The sequence below is a fragment of the Mesorhizobium sp. WSM3868 genome (assembly GCF_002294785.1).
Lineage (GTDB): Bacteria > Pseudomonadota > Alphaproteobacteria > Rhizobiales > Rhizobiaceae > Mesorhizobium.
Genome location: NZ_NSGB01000004.1, coordinates 327442 through 351842, shown reverse-complemented (window position 1 = coordinate 351842; position 24401 = coordinate 327442). Strand labels below are relative to the sequence as shown.

Below are 24401 nucleotides of genomic sequence, written 5' to 3'. Positions count from 1 at the left end.
CGAATCGGATGGCCGTCCGGTTCGAGGCTCAGTCGCTCTTCTCGCACAAAGTCTCCTCCGCGCAGATACAAGGGGTGTTCCAGCTTGGCGACACCTTTCGCCAGCCAGAATTTCCAGCGCCTTACTCCGTCCAACACCCCTCATCCGGCCGCTTCGCGGCCACCTTCTCCCGCAAGGGGAGAAGGGGAAGCTGGCCCTACGGCATCAGCTGATATTCATAGAGCTTCTGATAGAGTCCGCCCTGTTTGAGCAGCGACTTGTGCGGCCCGCTTTCCAGCACCTTGCCGTTTTCCAGCACTACGATCGTGTCGGCCTGATGCACCGTTGACAGTCGATGCGCGATGACGATGGTCGTGCGCCCGACCGTGAGTTGCTGCAGCGCGTCGCGGAACAGCGCTTCCGACTCGGCGTCCAGCGCGCTGGTCGCCTCGTCGAGCAGCAGGATCTCGGCATTGCGCAGCATGGCGCGCGCGATCGAGATGCGCTGGCGCTGGCCGCCGGACAGCAACGAGCCGTTCTCGCCCACCTCCGTCTCGTAGCCCTTGGCCATGGCGCTGATGAAGTGATGCGCGTTGGCGGCCTTGGCCGCGGCGATCACCTCCTCGTCGGTCGCGTCCTGACGCCCGAGACGTATGTTGTGCATGATGGTGCCGGCGAACAGGAACGTGTCCTGGCTGACATAGGCAATCTTCTGCCTGAGTGAATCGAGCGTGGCGAAGGAGATGTCCTGGCCGTCGAACATGACCTTGCCGCTTTGCGGGTCGTACATGCGCATGATCAGGTTGAGGATCGTTGACTTGCCGCCGCCGGAAGGTCCGACCAGCGCCGTCATCTTGCCGGCCGCCAGGGTCAGGTTGAGATCTTCGAAAACCGGCGGGCTCTCGGGATAGGCGAAGCTGACATTGTCGAAGCGGATTTCGCCCGGGCCCGGCTGCAGCGGCTTGGCGCCGGGCTTTTCGGCCAGCGTCAGCGGCCGGTCGGCAAGCTGGAACATCATGCGCACGCCGACGATGCCGGTCTCCAGCGAGATGCGCACGCGCGCCAGCCGCTTTGCCGGCTCATAAGCGAGCAGCAGCGCCCCGATAAAGGCCATGATGTTGCCCGGCATCTGGCCGCCCTGCAGCACCAGGAAGCCGCTGATGAAGACTGCGCCGGCAATCGCCAGACCGGCAAGCGTTTCCATCACCGGGCTGGTGGCCGCCTCGAGCGTCGCGATGTTGTTGGCGCGGTTCTGGACGTCCGACACGGCCTTGTACATGCGCTTGCGCATCGCGCCTTCGAGATTGAAGGATTTGACGACGCGCACGCCGATTGCCGTTTCCTGCATCACATGCACGATCTGGCCGAGCGAGCGGAATTCCATCTTGGCGATCTGACGCACGCGCTTGAGAATGCTGTTGACGCCGTAGATCGCCACCGGTCCGACGACGAAGCAGATCAGCGACAGCGCCGGCTGCTCCCAGACCATCACTGCGACCAGCACGATCAACGTCACCAGATCGCGCACATAGGACGTGACGACGAGGTCGAGCACGCTGCGCGCGGCTTGGGCGTTGTTGGTCATGCGGGTGATCAGGTCGGACGACGAGGTCGAATGGTAGAATTCGATGCCTTGCGCCAGGATCCGGTCATAGATCTTTCGCTGCCTATCGGCGATGATGGCATTGCCGACCCGGCTCATGAAATAGGCCTGAACGAAGGTCGCCAGGCCCTTGAGGACGAAGATAGCGGCGACCGCGGCCGCGATCAGGTTGACGCGATCCGCTCTCTTGTAGACCACGAATTCGTTGGTGATCTCCTTCAGGATCCATGCGCTTGCCCCCGTCATGGCGGCCACCACCAGCATCGACACAATGGCCGCGCCATAGCCGAATTTATGCTCCCGGAAAGATTCTCGTACCAGCCTTGCGACAAGGCGCTGGTTCTCCGTCGAGCGGAAGAAGCGAAACAAACGGCCGATCCTGTGTCTGGCTTAGCAAATTTCGGATTCGCCACGGGGGCGAGAGGCGGCTTATAGAGCGAGTTGGCGCCGGAGGAAACGCCGGCAGGGAAGAAACGGCTGCGGCGGGCCGCCTTTCCGATCACGATAACGCTGATTCTACCAAAGGGATGATGACATGGATTTCGACCTCATCGTGCGCGGCGGCACGCTGCCGGACGGCAGGATCGCCGATATCGGCATCGCTGGCGAAACCATCGCCGCGATCGAGCCTCAGTTGCAAGGCGCAGCTCGGAGCGAGGTCGACGCGCGCGGCAATCTTGTCACGGCGCCCTTCGTCGATCCGCATTTCCATATGGACGCCACGCTCTCCTATGGCATTCCGCGCATCAACGCTTCGGGCACGTTGCTCGAAGGCATTGCGCTCTGGGGCGAGTTGAAGCCGCTCCTGACGCATGAGGCCGTGCGCGACCGCGCGCTCGCCTATTGCGACTGGGCGGTGTCGATGGGCCTGCTTGCCATCCGCACCCATGTCGATGTCTGCGACGACCGGCTGCTTGCCGTGGAAGCTCTGCTGGACGTGAAGAAAACGGTCGCGCCCTATCTCGACCTGCAGCTGGTCGCCTTTCCGCAGGACGGGTTTTATCGCTCGCCGACGGCCCGCGAAAACACAATCCGGGCGCTGGATATGGGCGTCGACATCGTCGGCGGCATCCCGCATTTCGAGCGCAGCACGGGCGACGGCACCCGCTCGGTGACGGAGCTCTGCGAGATCGCGGCGAAGCGCGGCCTGATGGTCGACATGCATTGCGACGAGACCGACGACCCGCTGTCGCGCCACATCGAGCAGCTTGCCTATGAAACGCAGCGCCTCGGCTTGCAGGGCAGGGTGGCGGGCTCGCACCTAACCTCGATGCATTCCATGGACAATTACTACGTCTCGAAGCTGTTGCCGCTGATCGCCGAGGCCGGCGTCTCTGCGATCCCCAATCCGCTGATCAATATCATGCTGCAGGGGCGCCACGATACTTTCCCCAAGCGGCGCGGCCTGACCCGGGTGAAGGAGATGCTGGCGCTCGGCATCCGCGTCGGCTGGGGCCAGGACTGCGTGCTCGACCCATGGTATTCGCTGGGCACGGCGGACATGCTCGACGTGGCCTTCATGGGCCTGCATGTCGCGCAGATGTCGAGCCCGGCCGACATGGCGCGCTGCTTCGACATGGTCACCAACGTCAACGCCGCCATCATGGGGCTTGATCATCTCGGTCTGACCGTCGGCAAGCGGGCGAGCCTTGTCGTGCTCGATGCCGGCAATCCGATCGAGGCCGTCCGCCTGCGCCCCGAGCGCCTCTATGTCATCGCCAGGGGCAAGGTGGTAGCCGAACGGACCAGGCAGGACACGCGGCTGTCGATCGCCGGTCGGCCGGAGAACGTCAACCGCAGGCACAAATCCGCGTAGCGCCAGCCGATTTCCGCCGCTGGTCTTACGGATCGTCCGAATTTCCCTCCTCAAAGCGACAGATTGCGAGTAGGGAGCCGGGCATGGCCCAGTTCCTCGCCCGCAATCTCACGATCAAGAATGTCCTGCTCGCCGGCATTCTCTTGATGCTGGCCGGCGACTTCATGTTCGCGCTGAACGACGCGATGGGCAAATGGCTGGTCGCTTCCTTCTCGGTCGGTCAGGTGGTGCTGGTTCGCTCCATCGGCGCCTTCTTGGTGCTCGGGCCGATGATCGCCAACCAGGGTGCGGGCAAGCTTTTTCAGGTGGAAAGGCCGGTGCTGCAGGTCCTGCGCGTCGCGGCGACCACGCTTGACACCGGGCTGTTCTATGCCGCGGTCGTCTATCTGCCGCTCGCCGACGTGATGAGCTTCTACATGGCCGGACCGATCTATGTCGCCGCGCTCTCGCATCTCCTGCTCGGCGAGAAGGTCGGCTGGCGGCGCTGGCTGGCGATCCTGGTCGGCTTCTGCGGTGTGCTGATCATCCTGAAGCCATCGTCGGCCGCGTTTTCGCTGTCATCAGCCTATGCGCTGATCGGCAGCATTGCCTTCGGCTTCGCCATCATTCTCGGCCGGCGTTTGCGCGGAACGAGTGACACGACGCTGGTCACCTGGCAGACCATCGGCACGTTGATTGTCGGCGGCGTTCTGACCATCGGCGCCTGGCGTACGCCGTCGGCGCTCGATTTCGGCGCCATGCTTTTGCTCGGCATCGTCTCCTGCGCCGCCCATCTGATGATCACCCGCGCGCTGAAGCTGGCGCCGGCGTCAACGCTGGCGCCGCTGCATTACAGCCTGCTCCTGTGGGCCATTGTCTTCGGCCTGGTCTTCTTCGGCGATGTGCCGAGCCCGCGGATACTCGCCGGCTCGGCCATCGTTGTGCTCGCCGGCATCTTCATCTTCCATCGCCAGAAGGTGGTGGAAACCGTCGTGCCGCCCGAGAACGTGCCGAAAGGCGTCAACTAGGATCCAGGCCTGCGCTCACCCCTCTCGCACAGCAGCGAGGTGCCGTGAAAACTCCGGCGTCTCCATCAGCGCCTTGCAGCGGGCGAAGCGTCCGTCCGCATAGGCGCGGAAATCGTCGACCGGGTTGTTGTTGGCGAGCTGGATCAGCCCCCAGAGCAGGTCGCACATGGCCTTGTAAATGACGACGCGGCCGCGCTCGGCCGGCCTTGCTTCGCCGCCGAAATAGGCGCGCATCAGCTCTTCGTCCTGGCCGGCGTCGAACTTGCCTTCGACCGAGAGGTCGCCGAGATCCCACAACGGATCGTTCATGCCGGAGTACTCCCAGTCGACGATCCACATCCGCTCCCCGGTATCGAGAAAGTTTTCGCAGAGCGGATCGCAGTGGCAGGCAGCAAGCTGGATCGGGTGCGTGACCAATGCTTCGCGCACGCTGCCCGCCTCGCGCACCACGTCGTGATAGCCGGGCGGCAGGGCCACATCCTTGGTCGACAGTATGTTCAGATAGTCGTCGATCATCGCAAACAGCTCGAAGCGGAAGGGGAAGACCGCGCCGGACGCATGCAGCTTGCGGAAGGCTGCGCCAGCACGCGCCGGACTGCCCTGTCTGGCCTTGAACTTTTCCGGCGACATGGTCTCGGCGTCGGCGACGAAGCGCGTTGCCATCAAGCCGGATGCGGGATCGGCAAAAAGCACCTCCGGGCTGACGCCGGCCTTGGCCGCCTCGCGCGCCGCCACTGCCTCGTTGGCGCGGTTGATATATTCCTCCGTGCCCTTCCCGGGAATGCGCAGGCAGACCTCGCCGGCCTTGTAGACACGGTTGGTAAGGCCGCCCAGCCGCTCCAGCGGCCCCTTGTATCCGGCAAGCGCCGGAATGGCGGCCAGCGCCGCGCGCGCCTCTTCCATCGTCATCCCCTTAACCATCACGCCATGTTTATGGCGGAACGGTTCCACAGTTTTTGCCGCTTGGCTACCATGGCCGACACGAATCGGCGGCGGGAGCGGCAATGGCGGACGGCAAGCAAAACAGCGCGCTAAGCGCGGCCTATGCCGCAACACGGCCGGACGAAGTGGCCGCAATCTACGATAGCTGGGCCGAAACTTACGACGCCGATATGTCGGCGGCCGGCTATCGCCATCCGACCATCTGCCTGGCCCTGCTGGCCCGCCATCTGCCGCGCGGCGCGGAACCTGTGCTCGACGCAGGCGCCGGCACCGGGCTGATCGGCGAATGGCTCGCAATCACCGGCTATCCTCGTGTCGAGGCGCTCGACATCTCGCAAGGCATGCTGGACAAGGCCGGCGCCAAGGGCGTCTACACGGCGCTGCATCGTCTGGCGCTGGGCGGCGCCCTGCCTTTCGCGGACGGTGCCTATGCCGGCATCGTTTCGGCGGGCGTCTTCACCTCCGGCCATGTCGGCGTCGAGGGGCTGGACGAACTGATCCGCATCTGCCGTCCAGGCGGCTTCATCGTGCTGACGATCAAGAACACGCTCTGGCAGGCCGGCTTTGCCGATCGCATCGCCGCGCTCGAAGCGGAGGGCGTCATAACCCGGCTTGAAGAGACACCGCCTTACGCCTCGATGCCCGGCGAGGCCGATGCGGTGCCAAGCAGGGGTCTCGTGCTGCGCGTCGGCTGACCGCTTTCCTGCTTAAGCCTTTATCTTCTCTCCGGCCGGATCGTACATCGGCTCGAGATGGATCTTTGCCGGCGTGCGCTCCATCGCCACCACCAGTTCATAGGCGCCCGAGGCGAGGAAGTCGTCGCTGACGCCATCGGCGTTGCGCACATAGCCATAGCCGATGTTCTTCTCCACCGTATAGCCATAGCCGCCGCTGGTGAGATAGCCGACCGGTTGGCCGTTGCGCAGGATCGTCTCGCGTCCGGCCAGGACGACGTCCGGATCGTCGACCGTGAAGCCGGCAAAGCGTTTCGTCAGCGGCTGTCCGGCCGATTTCTCCAGCGCCCGCCGCCCGATGAAGTCGTTGTTCTTCCTGAGCTTCACAGCCCAGCCGAGGCCCGCTTCCTGCGGCGTGTCGTTCGGCGTGATGTCCGCCCCCCAGGCGCGATAGCCCTTTTCCAGCCGCAGCGATTCCAGCGCCCGGTAGCCGACCGGGCAGATGCCATGCTGTTTCCCGGCTGCCATCAGGGCATCAAAAATCTCGCCCGTCGCGGCGATCGGCACATGCAACTCCCAGCCGAGCTCGCCGACATAGGTCACCCGCAGCGCCCGCACAGTGTGGCCGGCGATGTCGATCTCGCGCGCGTGGCCGAAGGGGAAGGCGGCGTTGGAGACATCCGCACCCGTTACCGCCGACAGCACGTCGCGGGCGCGCGGCCCCATCAGCGACAGCGTGCCGAAATCCTCGGTGACATCTTTCAGCGCCGCGTCGAGTCCCTGGCCGAGATGGTCGCCGATCCACGAAAAATCATGCGTGCGGAAACCGGTGCCGGTGACGATGTAGAACCTGTCCTCGCCGAGCCGTGCCACCGTGAGGTCTGCTTCGATGCCGCCGCGCGTGTTGAGAAGCTGCGTATAGGTCAGCCGGCCGACCGGCTTGTTGATGTCGTTGGCGCAGATCCAGTCGAGCGCCCTCAGCGCATCGGCACCGGTCATCTCATATTTGGCAAAGGAGGATTGGTCGAAGATGCCGACTTTCTCGCGCACATGCCGATGTTCCTCGCCGACCGCCTCGAACCAGTTCTGCCGCCCCATCGAATAGACGTCTTCCGGCTTGATGCCATCGGGCGCGAACCAGTTCGGCCGCTCCCAGCCGAGCTTCGAGCCGAACACGGCGCGGTGCTCTCTCAGCCGCTCATAGAGCGGCGAGACGATGCGCGGCCGGCCCGAGAGATATTCCTCATGCGGGAAGCCGATCGTGTAGTGCTTGCCATAGGCTTCCAGCGTGCGGTCGCAGACCCAGCCGCGATCGCGGTGCAGGTTGGAAAAACGCCTGATGTCGACCACCCAGAGGTCGAGCGGCGCCTCGCCGTCGACCACCCATTGCGCCAGCACCCAGCCGGCCCCGCCGCCGGACGCGATGCCGAAGGCGTTGAAGCCGGCGCCGACGAACATGTTGGCGCATTCGGGCGCGACACCAAGGATGAAATTGCCGTCCGGGGTGAAGCTCTCCGGCCCGTTGATCATTTGCTTCACGCCGACATTGGCCAGCGCCGGCACCCGCTCGATCGCCTGCGCCATATGCTGCTCGAAGTGGTCGTAATCATCATCGAACAGGCGGAACTCCCAGTCGTTGGGCACGTCGCCCCCGGGGAGCTCAGTCGTCCAGGCCTGCGGGTTCGGCTCATAGCCGCCCATCACCAGCCCGCCGACCTCTTCCTTGAAATAGGTGCGGCGGTCGGGGTCGCGGATTGTCGGCGCGTCGTTGGCCAGCCCCTCGACCTTCTCGGTGATGATGTACTGGTGCTTGACCGGCTGCAGCGGCACGTTGATGCCGGCCATCGCGCCGACCTGCCTTGCCCATTGCCCGGCGCAGTTCACCACCTTGTCGCAGGCAATGTCGCCCTTTTCGGTCTTCACCGCGGTGATGCGTCCGTCCGTCATCTCGAATCCGGTGACGCGCGCGTCCTCGAACAGGCGCGCGCCATGCATGCGCGCGCCCTTGGCGAGCGATTGCGTGATATCGGAGGGGCTGGCCTGGCCGTCGGTCGGCAGCCAGGAGGCGCCGACGAGGTCGCCGGTTTCCATCAGCGGCCACATGCGCTTCACCTCGGCGGGCGACAGGAGCTGCATGTCCATGCCGAAGCTTTTTGCCGTCGTCGCCAATCGCTTGAATTCGGTCCAGCGGTCGGCGTTGGTGGCGAGCCTGAGGCACCCGGTCATTTTCCAGCCGGTCGCCAGTCCCGTCTCGGTCTCGAGCCCCTTATAGAGCTCGACGGAATATTTGAGCACGCGGGTGATCGAGGCCGACGAGCGCAGCTGCCCGACCAGTCCGGCCGCGTGCCAGGTCGAGCCCGAGGTCAGCTTGCCTTGCTCCAGCAGCACCACGTCGGCCTTGTGGTCGCGCGCCAAATGATACGCGGTCGAGCAGCCGATAATGCCGCCGCCGATGACCACGATCCCGGCATGGCTGGGCAAAGTCATGATCTTGTCCCGTATCTCGTCCGGTAGTTTTCCAGTGCAGCGTCGAGCCGCACCAGGTTTTCTTCGGTATAGGCGACGTAGTCGATGCCGGGCGCGTCGAGATAGAGCTCGGAAACCATGCTCCACATTGCCTCGCGCAGCAGCGAGGCGCATTGCATGGCCGCGTGCGAGCGGCGGATCTCGCTGTCCGGCTCCTTCATGAAATAGGCGGTCAGAAAGGCGAAGGATTCCTCGTCGCTCATGCCGGCATTGGAGGCGGCCCCGGCCAGGTCGAACATGGCCGTGTTGAAGCCGGCATATTCGAAATCGATCAGCCACAGCCGCTTGCCGTCGTCGAGGATGTTGGCCGGCAAAAGATCATTGTGGCCGAAGACAATCGGCAAAAGCTTCTGCGCCCGCTCGAGCTCGTCGGCTAAAGCGAGATAGCGCGGCAGCTCGTCCTTCTTGCGGCTGCCGCCTTCCTCCAGCGTGCGCGCATAGTCGCGGATGACGTGGAAGACCCAGAACATGAAACCGGCGCCGGAGACGTGGTTCGGCATCTCGCGGTGAAAGCGCCGCAGCAGCGCCGCCACGCGGCCGAGATCGGCGCGCACATCCTCGGCGAGGAAGGTCCTGGCGCCGAGAAACCGGGTCACCAGAATTCCGGGCTCGGCGTAGTGCACGGCCGGCGCGAAGCCGGCCGCATGCGCCGCCCGCGCCGTCATCACCTCGCGCTCGCGAAAGACATGGTGGAACGGGAAGTCCTGGCCGAAGCGCACCACGTGCCGGCCGGCGGCGTCGGTAACGACATAGTTGGCGTTGCTGAGGCCGCCCGGCAGCGGCTCGATCTCGATGCCGCCGCTCCAGCAGGGCAGGGCGCGGATGCGGTCTTCGGTGGTTGCGGCGGCGCTCACGGGTTCGGTCCTGCTTCGGCCGGCTTTCGACAAAGCGCCGGTCTCTCACAAAGCGATGAGAGAAAAAAGAAAGGCCTCGTCGGTGCGGGATGCCGGGATTGATATCCCTCACCACACCGACGAGCCCCTTGGCCAGGCTTAGGATCCCGGCATCCGCCCCCGCGGATTCGAAAAAAGCTCGCGTCAGGCACGTTCCAGAAAATCTGGTCAGTCGTTTGCGGCTCTGCCATCACCCTCCTGTGGCAGTTCCGAGCCTGTCACGACCTCAATCTCACGCCAGCGTGATGTTGCTGTCAATAAAAAGCTGTGACCTTTTTTGGGTGTTTTGCCCGAAAATATGAGCAATTCCTTTAAAGGCGTTAGGAATGCCGTAGAATCGGTCAAAATCCCGGACATCCAGATGATCCACTCGAAACGGCACGGCGAGATCCTGCGGCTCCTCGGTGAGGAGGGCACGATCACCATCGCCAGCCTGGCCGAGCGCCTGGGCGTGTCGCTGGAGACGGTCAGGCGCGACGTGAAACCGCTGACCGATGACGGGGCATTGCTCAAGATGCATGGCGCCGTCAGCCTGCCGTCGATGACAGGCGAGGCGCCGTTCGAGCGCCGCATGCGCGAGAATGCCGAGGCAAAGCGTCTGATTGCCCGCATGGTCGCGGCCACCATCCGCGACGGCGAGTCGATCATGCTCGACACCGGCACCACCACGTCCTTCCTGGCGCGCGAACTGCTCGGCCATCGCCGCCTGACGGTGGTCACCAATTCGTCCGACATCGCGCGTACGCTGGCCACGGTGAACGGCAACAAGGTCTATATGGCCGGCGGCGAGCTGCGCAGCGATTCAGGCGCGGCCCTCGGAGTCGCGGCGATCGAATTCGTAAGCCGCTTCTCGGTCAGCCACGCTGTGATCTCCATCGGCGCGGTCGACGCCGTCGCCGGCCTGACCGACTACGAGCTGGAGGAGGCGGAATTCGCCCGCATGGTGTTGTCGCGCGGGCAACGCTCGCTGGTCGTCACCGACCATACCAAGTTCGGCCGGCAGGGCCTGGTTCAGGTCTGCGGCTTCGACGGTTTTTCCGAGCTTGCCACCGACCAGCCGCCGCCGCGCGACATCGCCGCCGCGCTCAGCCGGGCCGGCGCGCGTCTCAGCATTGCGACGGCCTAGCGCCGGAGGGCCAATGGCTTTCCTTCCCGGCCGCGCCGGTGTTTAGTCGGGCATGGCCTTCACCATCCGCCAGCTCCAGTTCTTCGTCGCCGTCGCCGAGCAAGGCACGGTCTCGGGCGCCGCGCAGAACCTCTCCATCTCGCAATCCTCGGTCACCGAGGCGATCAAGGAGCTGGAGAGCGATCTCGGCGTCGAGCTGTTCGACCGCCACCCGCGCGGCCTCAACATCACCCATAAGGGGCACCAGTTCCTGCGCCACGCGACGAAAATCCTGGCCGACGTTTCCGATGCGCGCCGCGCTTTCCTCGGCGATCAGTTGACGGCCGGCGGGCGGCTGCAGCTCGGCGTCACCTCGCTTGTAGCCGGCTACGTGCTCTCCGATTTGCTGGCTCGCTACCGCCGCGCCTATCCGAGCGTCGAAGTCTCGGCGATCGAAGACAATGGCGACTATCTCGAGCATCTGCTGGTCGGCGGCAAGCTCGACATCGCCGTCATGGTCACGTCGAATTTGCGCGATCGCACCGCGCTGCAGTCGGAAATCCTCGAAGTCTCGGCCTATCGGCTCTGGCTGCCGCTCAGCCACAAGCTCGCCAGCGCCGACATTATCTCGATCGGCGACATCGCTTCCGAACCGCTGATCATGCTGACCGTCGACGAGATCGAGGAGAACACCGGCAAGCTGCTGTCGGCGCTCGGTGCGAGACCGCATGTCGCCTTCCGCACCCGCTCCGTCGAGGCCGTGCGCAGCCTCGTCGCCACCGGCGCCGGCGTGGCGCTGCTGCCAGATCTCGTCTATCGTCCCTGGTCGCTGGAAGGCGACCGCATCGAATCCCGCGATATCTCCGGCTCGCTTCCGGTCGTCCAGGTCGGCATGGTTTGGCGCCGCGGTTCCAGCCTGCCGCAGGCTGCCCGCGACTTTATCGGACTTGCCCAGTCGCAGCGCATGGTCCGGCAGCGGCTCTGATCAGAGCGATTCCAGCAAAGTGTGAACGGTTGGGCTCGGCCACTTCGTCGCAACCTTCCGTCCGGAATGGCGTCGGAAAGAGTATCGGAAAATCCGATATCGGGTTTCTGATAAATGGATTTGCGAAACCGGAATTTTCACAGCACTTTTCGCTCAGGGAACAAAGCCGCTCGGGAGCGCGGCTGCCGGGGTGATGGGAACTCTGGCGTTCAGGTTTGCGTGTGATCCTTGTTGAAAACCGGATCGGTTTCGGGGTCATGCGCCAAAATGGGAGATCGATGATGAATGCATTCCTGAAGTCATGCACGGCGTTGACGGTTGCGCTGACCTTCTCGGGTCAGGCGATCGCCCAGGTCAAGGAAGTCGGCAAGGGCGAGGGCGAGCTGAATATCGTCGCCTGGCCGGGCTATATCGAGCGGGGCGAGACCGACAAGAACTACGACTGGGTGACCGCCTTCGAGAAGGAGACCGGCTGCAAGGTCAACGTCAAGACCGCCAATACGTCGGACGAGATGGTCTCGCTGATGAACGAGGGCGGCTTCGACCTGGTGACGGCTTCTGGTGATGCTTCCCTGCGCCTCGTCGCCGGCAAGCGCGTGCAGCCGATCAACACCGACCTCATCAAGAGCTGGAAGACGGTCGACGACCGTCTCAAGGACGCGCCCTGGTTCACCGTCGACAAGGTGCATTACGGCGTGCCCTACCAGTGGGGCCCGAACATCCTGATGTACAACACCACCGTGTTCAAGGAAGCGCCCAAGAGCTGGAACGTCGTTTTCGAGGAGATGAAGCTGCCCGACGGCAAGTCGAACAAGGGTCGTGTCCAGGCCTATGACGGCCCGATCCATATTGCCGATGCCGCCAACTACCTGATGTTCCACAAGCCGGAACTGGGCATCAAGGATCCGTACGAGCTCAGCGAAGACCAGTACAAGGCGGCGCTCGATCTGCTGCGCACCCAGCGCACCCTGGTCGGCCGCTACTGGCATGACGCCGCAATCCAGGTCGACGATTTCCAGAACGAAGGCGTCGTCGCCTCCGGCTCGTGGCCGTATCAGGTGAACACGCTGGTCGCCGCCAAGAAGCCGGTCGCCTCGACCGTGCCGGAGGAGGGCGTCACCGGCTGGGCCGACACCACCATGATGGAAGCCGACGCCGCCCATCCGAACTGCGCCTATATGTGGCTCGAGCACTCGCTCTCGCCCAAGGTCCAGGGCGATGTGTCGTCCTGGTTCGGCTCGCTGCCGGTCGTGCCCGCCGCCTGCAAGGGCAATGAACTGCTCGGCGACGAGGGCTGCAAGACCAACGGTTACGACAATTTCGAGAAGATCAAGTTCTGGAAGACGCCGATATCGAAATGCGCCAGCCAGAATGACAAATGCGTGCCCTATTACCGCTGGGTGTCGGACTATATCGGCGTCATCGGCGGGCGGTGAGTTCGCCTGGCCTTTAGAAGTTGGCGCTGCCCCTCACCCTTACCCTCTCCCCGCGAAGAACGGGGAGAGGGGGTCGCCAGCGCTGGAGTTTGTCCCTTCTCCCCGTCTTTCACGCGGAGAAGGTGCCGGCAGGCGGACGAGGGGCAGCACAGACGCCCGAATTTGAGAGCCTGAACCTTCAGGACAGATCATGACCTCCGCCGTTTCCTTCAAACAAGTCTCGCGCCATTTCGGCAGCGTGCGCGCCGTCGATGCGGTCGATCTCGACATCGCGCCGGGCGAGTTCTTCGCCATGCTCGGGCCGTCCGGCTCCGGCAAGACGACCTGCCTCAGGCTGATCGCCGGCTTCGAGCAGCCGACGGCCGGCTCGATCTCCATCTTCGGCGAGCGGGCCGAAGGCGTTCCGCCCTATCGCCGCAACGTCAACACCGTTTTCCAGGACTACGCGCTGTTCCCGCATCTGAACGTGCTCGACAACGTCGCTTACGGGCTGATGGTCAAGGGCGTCGGCAGGGTCGAACGGCTGAAGGCGGCGGAAGAGGCGCTCTCGCTGGTGCGCCTGCCGGGCTATGGGGCCCGGCGCCCCGGCCAGCTCTCCGGCGGCCAACGCCAGCGCGTCGCGCTTGCCCGGGCGCTCGTCAACCAGCCCAAGGTGCTGCTGCTCGACGAGCCGCTCGGCGCGCTCGACCTCAAGCTGCGCGAGAACATGCAGGAGGAACTGAAGTCGCTGCAGAAGGTGCTCGGCATCACCTTCGTCTTCGTCACTCACGACCAGGGCGAAGCCCTTTCCATGGCCGACCGTGTTGCCGTCTTCAACGACGGCAGAATCATGCAAGTCGGCACGCCGGAGGACATTTACCAGCGGCCGAGGACGCGCTTCGTCGCCGATTTCGTCGGCTCGTCCAACGTGCTGCCGCCGGATTTCGTGCAGCGCTATTCCGGCCAGCATCGCTGGGGTAGCCTCAGGCCTGAATCCATCCGCGTGTCGGGCGCGACGAGCGGCGATGGTGTTGCCGCGCGTCTGGTCGGGACCAACTATCTCGGCGCCACCACAAGGCTGGCGCTCGATGCCGATGGGCTGAGGCTGCATGCCATGGTGCCGGCGGGGACCGCGCTCCCTGCCGAAGGCGAGGCGGTGATGCTCACTTTCAACCGCGAGCACCTGCATCTGATGGACGAGTCGGCATGATTGCGGTTTGTGCAAAGCACCGCCCTCTGTCCTGCCGGATATTTCCCGCGCAAGGGAGGAGATTGGCTGTCGCCGCTCGCTTCGCCAATTTTCGACGTTGCAGAACTGGCGGGGCAGACGAGCTGCTGATCTCCCTCCTCGCGGGGGAGATGGCCGGCAGGCCAGAGGGAGGTGTGAAGGATCTCGGCCTTGCCGCCGTTGATCTGATCGTCGGTGCGGCTCGATGACAATCGCCGCTGTTCAATCCAAGCCCGTGCCCGCCATCCTGCCCGGCAACGGCGGCATGCGCGGGGCGCTCTCCGACCTCTTATGGCGCCGGCCGATACTTCTCTTGCTGCTCATGCTGCTGCCGCCGCTTCTGTGGCTGGGCATCGTCTATATAGGCTCGCTTTTCGCGCTGCTTTTGCAGAGCTTTTTCTCGATCGACGAGTTCTCCGGCCTGATCAACCGCGAGTTCACGCTGAAGACCTATGGCGACCTGTTCCAGGCCGCCAATCTCGACATCATCCTGCGCACGGTGACGATGGCGGCGCTCGTGACGCTCGCCTCCGCGGTCATCGCGTTCCCCATCGCCTATTACGCGGCGCGCTATGCGCGCGGCCGCTGGAAGGCGCTGTTCTATCTCGGCGTCATGCTGCCGCTCTGGTCGAGCTATCTGGTCAAGATCTACGCCTGGAAACTGATCCTCGCCAAGGAAGGCATTCTCACCTGGCTGTTAGGCAAGCTCGGCCTGCTGTGGCTGCTCGAGGCCTGGCTGTCGTTGCCGATCGTCGGCGGCAACTCGCTGTCGGTCTCCTTCACCGGCACCTTCATCGTCTTCGTCTATGTCTGGCTGCCGTTCATGATCCTGCCTGTGCAGGCGGCGCTGGAACGCGTCCCCGGCAACCTCGTCGAGGCCTCGTCCGATCTCGGCGCCTCGCCCGGCCAGACCTTCCGCAACGTGCTCTTCCCGCTGGCGCTGCCGGGCATCGTCGCCGGCTCGATCTTCACCTTCTCGCTGACATTGGGCGACTACATCATCCCGCAGATCATCGGCACCTCGCGCCTGTTCATCGGCCAGGCCGTCTATTCGCAGCAAGGCACCGCCGGCAACATTCCTTTAGCCGCCGCCTTCACCGTGGTGCCCATCGTCATCATGGGCTTCTATCTGTGGGGCGCCAAGCGCCTGGGAGCTTTCGATGCGCTCTGATCGCGGCCAATCCGCTCCGCTCGGGCTGAAGATCGCCGCCGCCTGCGGCCTGCTCTTCCTGCACCTGCCGATCCTCTTGATCTTCGTCTATGCATTCACCACTGAAGAGAAGAGTTTTGTGTGGCCGCCGCCGGGTCTGACCACGCAATGGTTCGCCGTCACCTGGAACAGGCCGGATGTCTGGGAGGCGCTGTCGCTGTCGATCCGCGTCGCTGCCATTTCGACAGCGATCGCGCTGGTTCTTGGCACGCTCTGCGCCGCTGCGGTTTCGCGCACGCGCTTCTTCGGCCGCGAGGCGATTTCATTGCTCGTCATCCTGCCGATCGCGCTGCCCGGCATCATCACCGGCATCGCGCTGCGCTCGGCTTTTGCGCTCGCCGACATCCCGTTCTCGTTCTGGACGATCGTGCTCGGCCACGCCACTTTCTGCGTGGTCGTCGTCTACAACAATGCCGTCGCCCGTTTTCGCCGCACCTCAGGCTCGATGATCGAGGCCTCGATGGATCTCGGCGCCGACGGTTTTCAGACGTTTAGGCATGTCGTGCTGCCCAACATTGCAACCGCGCTGCTTGCCGGCGGCATGTTGGCCTTTGCGCTGTCCTTCGACGAGGTCATCGTCACCACCTTCACCGCCGGCCAGCAGCAGACCGTGCCGATCTGGATGCTGGAGGAGCTGATCAGACCGCGGCAGCGTCCGGTCACCAATGTCGTCGCCATGGTCGTCGTGCTGGTGACGCTGCTGCCGATCCTCTTTGCCTATTACCTGACCCGCGACGGCGACCAGATCGCCGGCTCGGGCAAATGAAAACAGCGAATAGGGATTAGCCAATAGCGAATAGGGAAAATCGATCGCGAACCCTGCCCGCCATTCGCAACTCGCTGCACGCAACTCGCTACTCGCTACTGCGAAGGGAGAAACCCCCATGGACACCCAGATGCTGATCGGCTCGAAATTCGACAAGGGCACCGAAATCGAGGAGCCGATCCTCAATCCGAAGACCGGCGCGACCATCCTCAACCTGCCGGAAGCAAGTCCGGCGCAGATCGAGGCGGCTGTCAGTGCCGCCGAACAAGCGTTCGTCAATTGGTCGCGCACCACGCCGGCGCAGCGCTCGGGCTATCTGCTGAAGATCGCCGATCGCATCGAGGCCGAAGCGAATGAGTTCGCCGCGCTCGAGGCGCTGAATTGCGGCAAGCCGATCAACGCCGTGCTCAATGACGAGATCCCGGCGATCGTCGATTGCTACCGCTTCTTCGCCGGCGCGGTGCGCTCGATGCCAGGCCAGGTCGCGGGCGAGTATCTGCCCGGCCACACCTCGATGGTGCGGCGCGATCCGATCGGCATCGTCGCCTCCATCGCGCCCTGGAACTATCCGCTGATGATGATGGCCTGGAAGCTGGCGCCGGCGATCGGCGGCGGCAACACCGTCGTCTTCAAGCCATCGGAGCAGACGCCGCTGACGGCGCTGAAGCTGGCGAGGATCCTGTCGGAGATCCTGCCCGAGGGCGTGGTCAATGTCGTCCTCGGCCGCGGCGACAGCGTCGGCAACACGCTGATCAATCATCCCAAGGTCAACATGATCTCGATCACCGGCGACGTCGCCACCGGGAAGAAAGTGCTGCAGGCGGCCGCCAAGTCGGTCAAGCGCACGCATCTCGAGCTCGGCGGCAAGGCGCCGGTCGTCGTTTTCGACGACGCCGATCTCGGCGCGGTGGTCAACGGTCTGCGCGCCTTCGGCTACTACAATGCCGGCCAGGACTGCACCGCCGCCTGCCGCATCTATGCCGGCAAGAAGATCTACGACAAGCTGGTTGCCGATCTCTCCTCGGCGGCGTCGACCATCAAATACAATCTGCCTGACGACACCGAGAACGAGATCGGGCCGCTGATCTCGCGCCGCCAGCGCGACCGCGTGTCAAGCTTCGTCGAGCGCGCCTCGGAATTGAAGCACATCGAGATCACCACCGGCGGCAAGCCGGGCGAGGGCTCCGGCTTCTATTACCAGCCGACGGTCGTCGCCGGAGCGTTGCAGGAAGACGAGATCGTGCGCCGCGAGGTGTTCGGCCCGGTCGTCTCGGTCACCCGCTTCTCGGAGGTCGACGAGGCGGTGAACTGGGCGAATGACAGTGACTACGGCCTCGCATCGTCGGTGTGGACCAGGGACGTCTCGCGCGCCATGACGACCGCGGCCCGGCTGCAATATGGCTGCACCTGGATCAACACCCACTTCATGCTCACCAACGAGATGCCGCATGGCGGCCTGAAGCAGTCCGGTTACGGCAAGGACATGTCGCTCTACGCGCTGGAGGACTACACCGCCGTCCGCCATGTGATGGTGGCGCACGGGTAAGTCCTCTACCTCTCCCCCTTGTGGGAGAGGTCGGCCACGCAGGCCGCTACTCGACGATGCGGTAGATGTTCCACAGGCTGGTGCCCGACACGACATAGGGCTCCAGCTCCTTGCCCCATTTGGCGTGCGCGTCGATCTTGGCGATCTTGGCGAAGAACTCCTCCAACTGGGCCAGGCTCTCGACCTGGTGGTGGGTCTCGATCGTCGCTTCGCGTGCGCCGACTGAACCGGTCATGAGCTGGAATTTCAGGTCGGCGAGCCCGACCTGCGAGCCGATCTCGCGCTCCCATTTCCGCATCAGCTCGAGCGCGGTCTGCTTGTGACCGAACTTGGCGTCGATCTGCCATCTGGCGCTGAACATCTTGGTTCTCCTCCCTGTTTTGCAGATGAATCCGTTCTTGAGCTACTCGTCCCAGGCCTGCACGACCGTCTGCCGCGCGATGCGGCCGTTCTTCAATTCGAGCATCGCGGCGCAGAACACCTTGGTGCCGTCGGGATAGGCGCAGGCCTGGGTGAAGGCGAGATTGTCGCCCTCGGCGATCGTGGCGTCGACCTTGTGGGTCATCGCTCGGCTGCAGATGTCGTCCCAGAAGGTGCTGATCGCCGCGCGGCCGCGGATTTCGCGCGGCTTGCTCGGCGGGTTGTTGCGGTCGATCACTCGCACCAGCGCATCGTCATTGTAGAAGCTTGCCAGCATCTTGCCGTCACGGGCCTCGATCGCTTTCTTGATCGCCGCGCCGTCCACTGTCTTGGTCAGCATTTTCATCCTCCATGTGCCCATCGTCTTGGGTGGTAGATGTCCGAAGCGCTGCCCGACGATTGCTGCCGGGCAGGGACTTCTCACTGCGAACTGGCCATGGCGGCTGCGAACAGGTCGTCGGTCTGCTTCTTGACGAGTCCACCTGACGCTTGGCCTGCATGGGACGAATTCATAGTCCTAGAGACACCCCTTTCGCTTCGCCCGAAAGCGCCATGGCACTCATGGCCCGTCCGGGCCAGTGTGCCTTGCCGAGAAGGCCGCCGCAGCAGCGCGCGACGGCAGGTCCAGCTTGAGCAATATGTTGGCGACGTGCCGCTTGACCGTATGCTCGCTGAGCCTCAGCTCGGCGGCGATCGCCGCATTGCTCATGCCGTCGGCAATCAGGTTCACCACCTCGCTTTCCCGCGCCGTCAGTGTAGCTGGCTGCAGGGCCCTGGGCCTGGGGCGGCAGGCCGGTTCCAGATGTTGTTCAGACGTGGCCTGGACCACCGGCAGCGGCTCGCTCAGCTCGTCGAGACTGACACGTCCGGCGTCGATGAAACGCAGGCCGGAGCCTATCGCCAGTTCGGCGACCAGCCGCGAGGCGAGGATGTCGCCGGGTCCGGCATGGGTGGCGAGCTGCATGGTCACCCGCGCCGTGAGGCCGACCGGCTGGCCGCGCATTTCGATCTCGCCGACATGCACGCCTTGCCCACTTGCCACGCCAATCTGCTGCGCCGCATCGCGCAGCGCCGCTGCGCAGCGTATGGCGCGCGCCGGCCCGTCGAAACGAGAGATCATCAATTCGCCATGCGTGCCGGCAATCCGCCCACCATGGCGGCCGACCAGCAGCCGCCATGTTTCCTGGAAGCGCTGGCTGCGCTCGCTCCACATGCGGTCGCCCAGCTTGGCGGTGTCGAAGATGCGCGTCACCAGCAGCGCGGCAAGCACCCGCTCGGTGTCGGCCACCGCCGGCTGGCCGGTCAGGCACTCCTCGATCAGGTCGGCCACCCGGTCGACGTCCCCGGTCCAGATCGGATGGTCGCGGCCGGGTATCTCAATAAGCCGGGCGCCGCGAATCTTCCTGGCAAGGAAGCGGCTGGCCTCCGGATCGACGCGCGCGTCATTGCGGCGATGGATCAGCAGCGTCGGCGCGCTGATCGCGGACAGAATGCCGCGCACGTCGATGCCTGCATTCATCCGGGCAAGGGCTGCCGCGGCCGTCGGGCCGGCCGACAGCCGTTCGAACCGTGCCCACCACCGGGCAAAATGCGTGTCATCCACCCGGCCTGGCGCGAAATTGGGCAAGGTCGCGCCGGTGCCCCAGCAAGTCTCGGCCGTCTCGATGAAGGCTTCCAGGCGCTCCGGCGGCATGACCCATTTGTGGAAATGCGCATAACCGCCATAGAGCACGAGTGCCCGCGTTCGCTCCGGATAGGTCGCGGCAAACAGCATCGCCATCGGTGCGCCTTCCGAAGCGCCGAGAATCGCCGCGCGACCGCTGCCGGCGGCGTCCATCACCGCGCGCACGTCATCCATGCGGGTTTCCAGGCTGGGCAGATGACGGTTGTCCACGCGGTCCGAAAGCCCGGTGCCGCGTTTGTCGAACAGAATCAGCCGTGAGAAAGCCGAAAGCCGCTTCAGCAGGCGGCTGTAACCCTCGTCTTCCCATTGTAGGTCGAGATTGGAGATGAAGCCGGGGACGAAGACGAGATCGAACGAGCCTTGGCCGACCACCTGATAGGCGATCCGCACATCCCCGCTACGGGCATATCTGGTCTCGATCGGCCTCACGCAACTACCCCGCCCGGCCAGACGATCTCCTGTCGTCAACCATAGCAGAGGCAGCCGGCTTGCGGCAGCGAAACTTTAGAGAGCGGAAATATAAGACCTTTGCGCCGATGCGGCCCGAAGGCCCTACTTGTGCGGAATGGCGCCTTCAGCCTCCGCAGGCTTGCTGTAACCGAGGCTCTTGTCGGCCTGCTCCGCCGTCAGCGGACGCTTGATCTTGGCGGAGGCGGCGATCACCAACTCGTCGAAATCTTCCGGGTCGCCATCCAGCAGCTCGAAGAACTGCCGCCGCATCCTGGGCTCCCAGAATTTGTTGATGTGCTCGGCAACGCCGGCGATGCCTTCCTCGTGCGGCTTCGAATGGAAGAAGGTGGCGATCTGATTGGCCATGCGCACCAGCTTTTCCTTGGTGCTGGCGATGTGGTCTTCGTCATGCGACATGCTTGGCAACTCCGCAAGCCACCCGGTCGGGGTGGGTGAAAATATCGAAATCGTCGCCGCGCACCAGCGCCACCAGCGTCATCCCGGCGGACTCGGCGGTGCGGATGGCAAGCGCGGTCGGCGCCGAAACCGCCATGATGATCGGGGCACCGATGGCGGCGGTTTTCTGCACCATCTCCACCGACACGCGCGAGGTGACCACGACGGCGCCGCTCGCGCCGTCGATGCCGGCTTTGGCCAGCGCGCCGGCGAGCTTGTCCAACGCATTGTGGCGGCCGACATCCTCGCGCGCCATCACGATACCTTTGCCGGGAACGTAGAAGCCGGCAGCATGCACCGCCCCGGTCTCGATGTGCAGCGGCTGCTGCTTCGACAGCAGCTTGACCGAACGCGTGACGTCTTCGGCGTCGAGCGTAAGCTTCGACGAACCGACCGCGTCGACCGACCGCATCGCTTCCTCGATGGATTCGATGCCGCACAGGCCGCAGCCGACCGGCCCGGCAAGCCGGCGCCGTCGCGCCTGGAAGCGCGTGTTGGCCCGGTCCTTCAGCTTGATCTGGATGTCGATGCCGGCGCCGAGATCCTCGACTTCGATCGCCTCGATCTCTGCCGGGTCGGCAACTATGCCTTCGGTGAGCGAGAAGCCGAGCGCGAAATCCTCGAAATCGGCCGGGCTCGCCATCATCACCGCATGGGTGGTGCCGGCATAGGAGAACGCGACCGGCGTCTCCTCCGGCACCATGCGGTTCGCAGCCGCCGTGCCGCCGGCACGACGCGCCAGCCGCGGGATTTGCGTCGTGGCTTTGCGGCGCGCGGCCAAGACTACTCCGCCGCTTCCAGCGGGGCGATGCGGCGGCTCTGCTTGGCCTGCTCGTTATAGTCCCTCTGCCACTCGGTCGGGCCGTTGGATGGCGCCACCTGCACGGCGGTGACCTTGTATTCCGGACAATTGGTCGCCCAGTCCGAGAAGTCGGTCGTGATCACATTGGCTTGCGTGTCCGGGTGGTGGAAGGTCGTGTAGACGACGCCGGGCGACACGCGGTCGGTGATCAGCGCGCGCAGCGTGGTCTCGCCCGAACGGCTCGCCAGCCGCACCCAGTCGCCCTCGCGGATGCCGCGGTTCTCGGCGTCGTGCGGATGGATCTCCAGCCGATCTTCGGCATGCCAGGCGACGTTTTCGGTACGCCTGGTCTGCGCGCCGACATTGTACTGCGACAGGATACGCCCGGTGGTGAGCAGCAGCGGGTAGCGCGGGCCGGTCCGTTCGTCCGTCGCGACATATTCGGTGCGGATGAACTTGCCCTTGCCGCGCACGAAGCCGTCGACATGCATGATCGGCGTGCCGAGCGGTGCCTTCTCGTTGCAGGGCCACTGCACCGATCCGACACGGTCGAGCAGCTCGAAGGAGACGCCGGCGAAGCTCGGCGTGGTCTTGGCGATCTCGTCCATGATCTCAGACGGGTGCGTGTAGTTCCAGTCGAGCCCAATGGCGCGGGCGAGCTCCTGCGTCGCTTCCCAGTCGGCGTAGCGGGCCTTCGGCTCCAGCACCTTGCGCACCATGTTGATGCGGCGCTCGGCATTGGTGAAGGTGCCGTCCTTCTCCAGGAAGGTCGAGCCCGGCAGGAAGACATGGGCGTAGTTCGCCGTCTCGTTGAGGAAGAGGTCGTGCACGACGACGCACTCCATCGCGGCCAGCCCTGCGGCGACATGCTTGGTGTCGGGGTCGGACTGCAAGATGTCCTCGCCCTGGATGTAGATGCCCTTGAATGAGCCGTCGACGGCGGCATCCAGCATGTTGGGGATGCGCAGGCCGGGCTCCTCGTCCAGCTTCACGCCCCACAGGCTCTCATAGATGTCGCGCACGGCTTCGCCGGAGATATGGCGATAGCCCGGCAGCTCATGCGGGAAGGAACCCATGTCGCAGGAGCCCTGGACATTGTTCTGGCCGCGCAGCGGGTTCACGCCGACGCCCGGACGGCCGATATTGCCGGTGGCCATGGCGAGGTTGGCGATCGCCATCACCGTAGTCGAGCCTTGGCTGTGCTCGGTGACGCCGAGGCCGTAATAGATCGCGCCGTTGCCGCCCTTGGCGTACAGGCGCGCGGCACCCCGGATCGCTTCAGGATCGACGCCGGACAGCTTGCCGACCGTCTCGGGGCTGTTTTCCGGCAGGGCGACGAAGGACGCCCAGTCCTGGAACTCGGCCCAGTCGCAGCGCTCGCGGATAAAGGCTTCGTCGAACAGGCCCTCGGTGACGATGACGTGGGCCAGCGCCGTCAGCACCGCGACGTTGGTGCCGGGCTTCAGCGGCAGGTGGTAGTCCGCCTCGACATGCGCCGACTTCACCATCTCGGTGCGGCGCGGGTCGAGCACGATCAGCTTGGCGCCCTCACGCAGCCGCTTCTTCAGCCGCGAGGCGAACACCGGATGCGCCGTAGCGGGATTGGCACCGATGATGACGGCAACGTCGGTGTATTCGACCGAGTCGAAGTCCTGCGTGCCGGCCGAGGTGCCGTAGGTCTGGCCGAGGCCGTAGCCGGTCGGCGAATGGCAGACGCGCGCGCAGGTGTCGACATTGTTGTTGCGGAAGCCCTGCCGCACCAGCTTCTGGACGAGATAGGTCTCCTCGTTCGTGCAGCGCGAGGAGGTGATCCCGCCGATCGAGCCGCGTCCGTACTGGTACTGGATGCGGCGGAATTCCTTTGCCGTATGGGCGATCGCCTCTTCCCAGCTCACCTCGCGCCACGGATCGGTGATCTTCTCCCGGATCATCGGCGACAGGATCCGATCCTTGTGGGTGGCATAGCCATAGGCAAAACGGCCTTTGACGCAGGAATGGCCGTGGTTCGCCTTGCCGTCCTTGTAGGGCATCATGCGGATGACTTCGTCACCCTTCACTTCCGCCTTGAACGAGCAGCCGACGCCGCAATAGGCGCAGGTCGTGACGGCCGAGCGCTCCGGCATGCCCTTCTCGAGCACGGTCTTCTCGCGCAATGCGTCGGTCGGGCAGGCCTGCACGCAGGCGCCGCAGGACACGCATTCGGAAGCGATGAAATCCTCATGCATGCCGGCGACCATGCGGGACTCGAAGCCGCGGCCCTCGATGGTCAGCGCGAAGGTGCCCTGCACCTCTTCGCAGGCGCGCACGCAGCGTGAGCAGACGATGCACTGCGCCGGATCATAGGTGAAGTAGGGGTTGGACTCATCGCGGGCGATGTAGTCGACCGCCAGCGAGCCATGGCCGGGCGCCACGCCGCCTTCTTCCTTGACGTGGTTGCGGCCTTCGACGCCGTAGCGGTTCTCGGTCAGACCGACCGACTCCGCAACCGCGTCGAACTCGCTGGCGCCGGTTCCGGCCTTCTCGTTCCAGCCCGTCGGGTGGTCGGAGACGTAGAGTTCCATGACGCCGCGGCGGATGGCATCGAGCCGCTCGGACTGCGTGCGCACCACCATGCCCTCGCCGACCGGCGTCGTGCAGGATGCGGGCGTGCCGCCGCGGCCGTCGATCTCGACCAGGCAGACGCGGCACGAGCCGAAAGAGTCCAGCATGTCGGTGGCGCAGAGCTTCGGGATCTCGACCCCGCCTTCCATCGCCGCGCGCATGATCGAGGTGCCTTCCGGCACGGTGATGCTTTGCCCGTCGACGGTCAGCGTCACCTGCTTCGCCGCTTTCGACTCCGGCGTTCCGTAGTCGATCTCTTCGATGAGTGTCGGGAAGTCGGCTTTGATGTTCAT

The 24401-nt window shown here is 64.6% G+C and carries 21 protein-coding genes; 11 read left to right on the top strand and 10 right to left on the bottom strand.

Annotated features, from left to right (window positions below; all coding sequences use genetic code 11):
- On the top strand, positions 1–212 hold a 212-nt coding region (locus CK221_RS30555), incomplete at its 5' end, for a hypothetical protein (protein ID WP_210200032.1).
- Here the strand turns inward: CK221_RS30555 and CK221_RS09910 are convergent.
- A complete protein-coding gene (locus CK221_RS09910) occupies positions 197–1951 on the bottom strand; it encodes an ABC transporter ATP-binding protein (RefSeq protein WP_095777583.1) in 1755 nt (584 codons plus the stop codon). The genes CK221_RS30555 and CK221_RS09910 overlap by 16 nt on opposite strands.
- A gap of 166 nt (positions 1952–2117) precedes the next feature.
- Between CK221_RS09910 and CK221_RS09905 the strand changes: the two genes are divergently transcribed.
- The gene (locus CK221_RS09905) at positions 2118–3398 is read left to right on the top strand and encodes an amidohydrolase family protein (RefSeq protein WP_095777582.1); all 1281 of its coding nucleotides are present in this window, start codon (positions 2118–2120) and stop codon (positions 3396–3398) included.
- Positions 3399–3481: 83 nt separating this feature from the next.
- Positions 3482–4405, top strand: coding sequence for a DMT family transporter (locus tag CK221_RS09900; protein WP_067003583.1), 924 nt, complete (start codon positions 3482–3484; stop codon positions 4403–4405).
- A 15-nt stretch (positions 4406–4420) separates the two neighbouring features.
- Here CK221_RS09900 and CK221_RS09895 read toward each other — a convergent pair whose 3' ends face one another.
- Positions 4421–5314 (bottom strand): phosphotransferase family protein, encoded by an 894-nt coding sequence (locus CK221_RS09895; protein ID WP_095777581.1) that lies wholly within the window; start codon positions 5312–5314, stop codon positions 4421–4423.
- Positions 5315–5409: 95 nt separating this feature from the next.
- On the opposite strand from CK221_RS09895, the gene CK221_RS09890 reads away from it, so the two are divergent.
- On the top strand, positions 5410–6042 hold the full coding sequence (locus CK221_RS09890) for a class I SAM-dependent methyltransferase (protein ID WP_095777580.1): 633 nt from the start codon (positions 5410–5412) through the stop codon (positions 6040–6042).
- 12 nt (positions 6043–6054) lie between these two features.
- Here the strand turns inward: CK221_RS09890 and CK221_RS09885 are convergent, their stop codons facing one another.
- Both CK221_RS09885 and CK221_RS09880 read right to left on the bottom strand, forming a co-directional pair.
- Positions 6055–8508, bottom strand: a complete 2454-nt coding sequence (locus CK221_RS09885) for an FAD-dependent oxidoreductase (protein WP_095777579.1) — start codon at positions 8506–8508, stop codon at positions 6055–6057.
- Positions 8505–9401, bottom strand: a complete 897-nt coding sequence (locus tag CK221_RS09880; RefSeq protein WP_095777617.1) for a phosphotransferase family protein — start codon at positions 9399–9401, stop codon at positions 8505–8507. The genes CK221_RS09885 and CK221_RS09880 overlap by 4 nt, the downstream gene beginning before the upstream one ends.
- A 400-nt stretch (positions 9402–9801) precedes the next feature.
- Here CK221_RS09880 and CK221_RS09875 point away from each other — a divergent pair, with 400 nt between their 5' ends.
- The 7 genes from CK221_RS09875 to CK221_RS09840 all read left to right on the top strand — a co-directional run bounded on the left by CK221_RS09875 (position 9802) and on the right by CK221_RS09840 (position 17695).
- On the top strand, positions 9802–10566 hold the full coding sequence (locus tag CK221_RS09875; protein WP_095777616.1) for a DeoR/GlpR family DNA-binding transcription regulator: 765 nt from the start codon (positions 9802–9804) through the stop codon (positions 10564–10566).
- A gap of 52 nt (positions 10567–10618) precedes the next feature.
- Positions 10619–11530: a LysR substrate-binding domain-containing protein gene (locus CK221_RS09870; RefSeq protein ID WP_067003593.1), complete on the top strand. Its 912-nt coding sequence runs from the start codon at positions 10619–10621 to the stop codon at positions 11528–11530.
- 281 nt (positions 11531–11811) lie between these two features.
- Positions 11812–12966 carry an ABC transporter substrate-binding protein gene (locus CK221_RS09865; protein WP_095777615.1) on the top strand — a complete coding sequence of 385 codons (1155 nt, stop codon included), beginning with the start codon at positions 11812–11814 and terminating at the stop codon, positions 12964–12966.
- Between the two features lie 190 nt (positions 12967–13156).
- The gene (locus tag CK221_RS09860) at positions 13157–14155 is read left to right on the top strand and encodes an ABC transporter ATP-binding protein (protein WP_067003595.1); all 999 of its coding nucleotides are present in this window, start codon (positions 13157–13159) and stop codon (positions 14153–14155) included.
- Positions 14156–14438: 283 nt separating this feature from the next.
- Entirely contained in the window at positions 14439–15344 is a 906-nt protein-coding gene (locus CK221_RS09850) for an ABC transporter permease (RefSeq protein ID WP_210199659.1), read from the top strand.
- Positions 15334–16149, top strand: coding sequence for an ABC transporter permease (locus tag CK221_RS09845; RefSeq protein ID WP_067003601.1), 816 nt, complete (start codon positions 15334–15336; stop codon positions 16147–16149). Before CK221_RS09850 ends, CK221_RS09845 begins: the two co-directional genes overlap by 11 nt.
- Positions 16150–16267: 118 nt before the next feature.
- Positions 16268–17695 carry a gamma-aminobutyraldehyde dehydrogenase gene (locus CK221_RS09840; RefSeq protein WP_095777576.1) on the top strand — a complete coding sequence of 476 codons (1428 nt, stop codon included), beginning with the start codon at positions 16268–16270 and terminating at the stop codon, positions 17693–17695.
- 46 nt (positions 17696–17741) lie between these two features.
- Here CK221_RS09840 and CK221_RS09835 read toward each other — a convergent pair whose 3' ends face one another.
- The 6 genes from CK221_RS09835 to fdhF all read right to left on the bottom strand — a co-directional run bounded on the left by CK221_RS09835 (position 17742) and on the right by fdhF (position 24401).
- Positions 17742–18056 carry a hypothetical protein gene (locus CK221_RS09835; RefSeq protein ID WP_095777575.1) on the bottom strand — a complete coding sequence of 105 codons (315 nt, stop codon included), beginning with the start codon at positions 18054–18056 and terminating at the stop codon, positions 17742–17744.
- A 42-nt stretch (positions 18057–18098) separates the two neighbouring features.
- A complete protein-coding gene (locus CK221_RS09830) occupies positions 18099–18455 on the bottom strand; it encodes a nuclear transport factor 2 family protein (RefSeq protein WP_095777614.1) in 357 nt (118 codons plus the stop codon).
- 219 nt (positions 18456–18674) lie between these two features.
- Positions 18675–20228, bottom strand: a complete 1554-nt coding sequence (locus CK221_RS09825; RefSeq protein ID WP_095777574.1) for an alpha/beta fold hydrolase — start codon at positions 20226–20228, stop codon at positions 18675–18677.
- A gap of 123 nt (positions 20229–20351) precedes the next feature.
- Positions 20352–20666 (bottom strand): formate dehydrogenase subunit delta, encoded by a 315-nt coding sequence (locus CK221_RS09820; RefSeq protein ID WP_095777573.1) that lies wholly within the window; start codon positions 20664–20666, stop codon positions 20352–20354.
- Entirely contained in the window at positions 20656–21486 is an 831-nt protein-coding gene (gene fdhD / locus CK221_RS09815; RefSeq protein WP_095777572.1) for a formate dehydrogenase accessory sulfurtransferase FdhD, read from the bottom strand. The genes CK221_RS09820 and fdhD overlap by 11 nt, the downstream gene beginning before the upstream one ends.
- Positions 21487–21488: 2 nt before the next feature.
- The gene (fdhF, locus tag CK221_RS09810) at positions 21489–24401 is read right to left on the bottom strand and encodes a formate dehydrogenase subunit alpha (protein ID WP_095777571.1); all 2913 of its coding nucleotides are present in this window, start codon (positions 24399–24401) and stop codon (positions 21489–21491) included.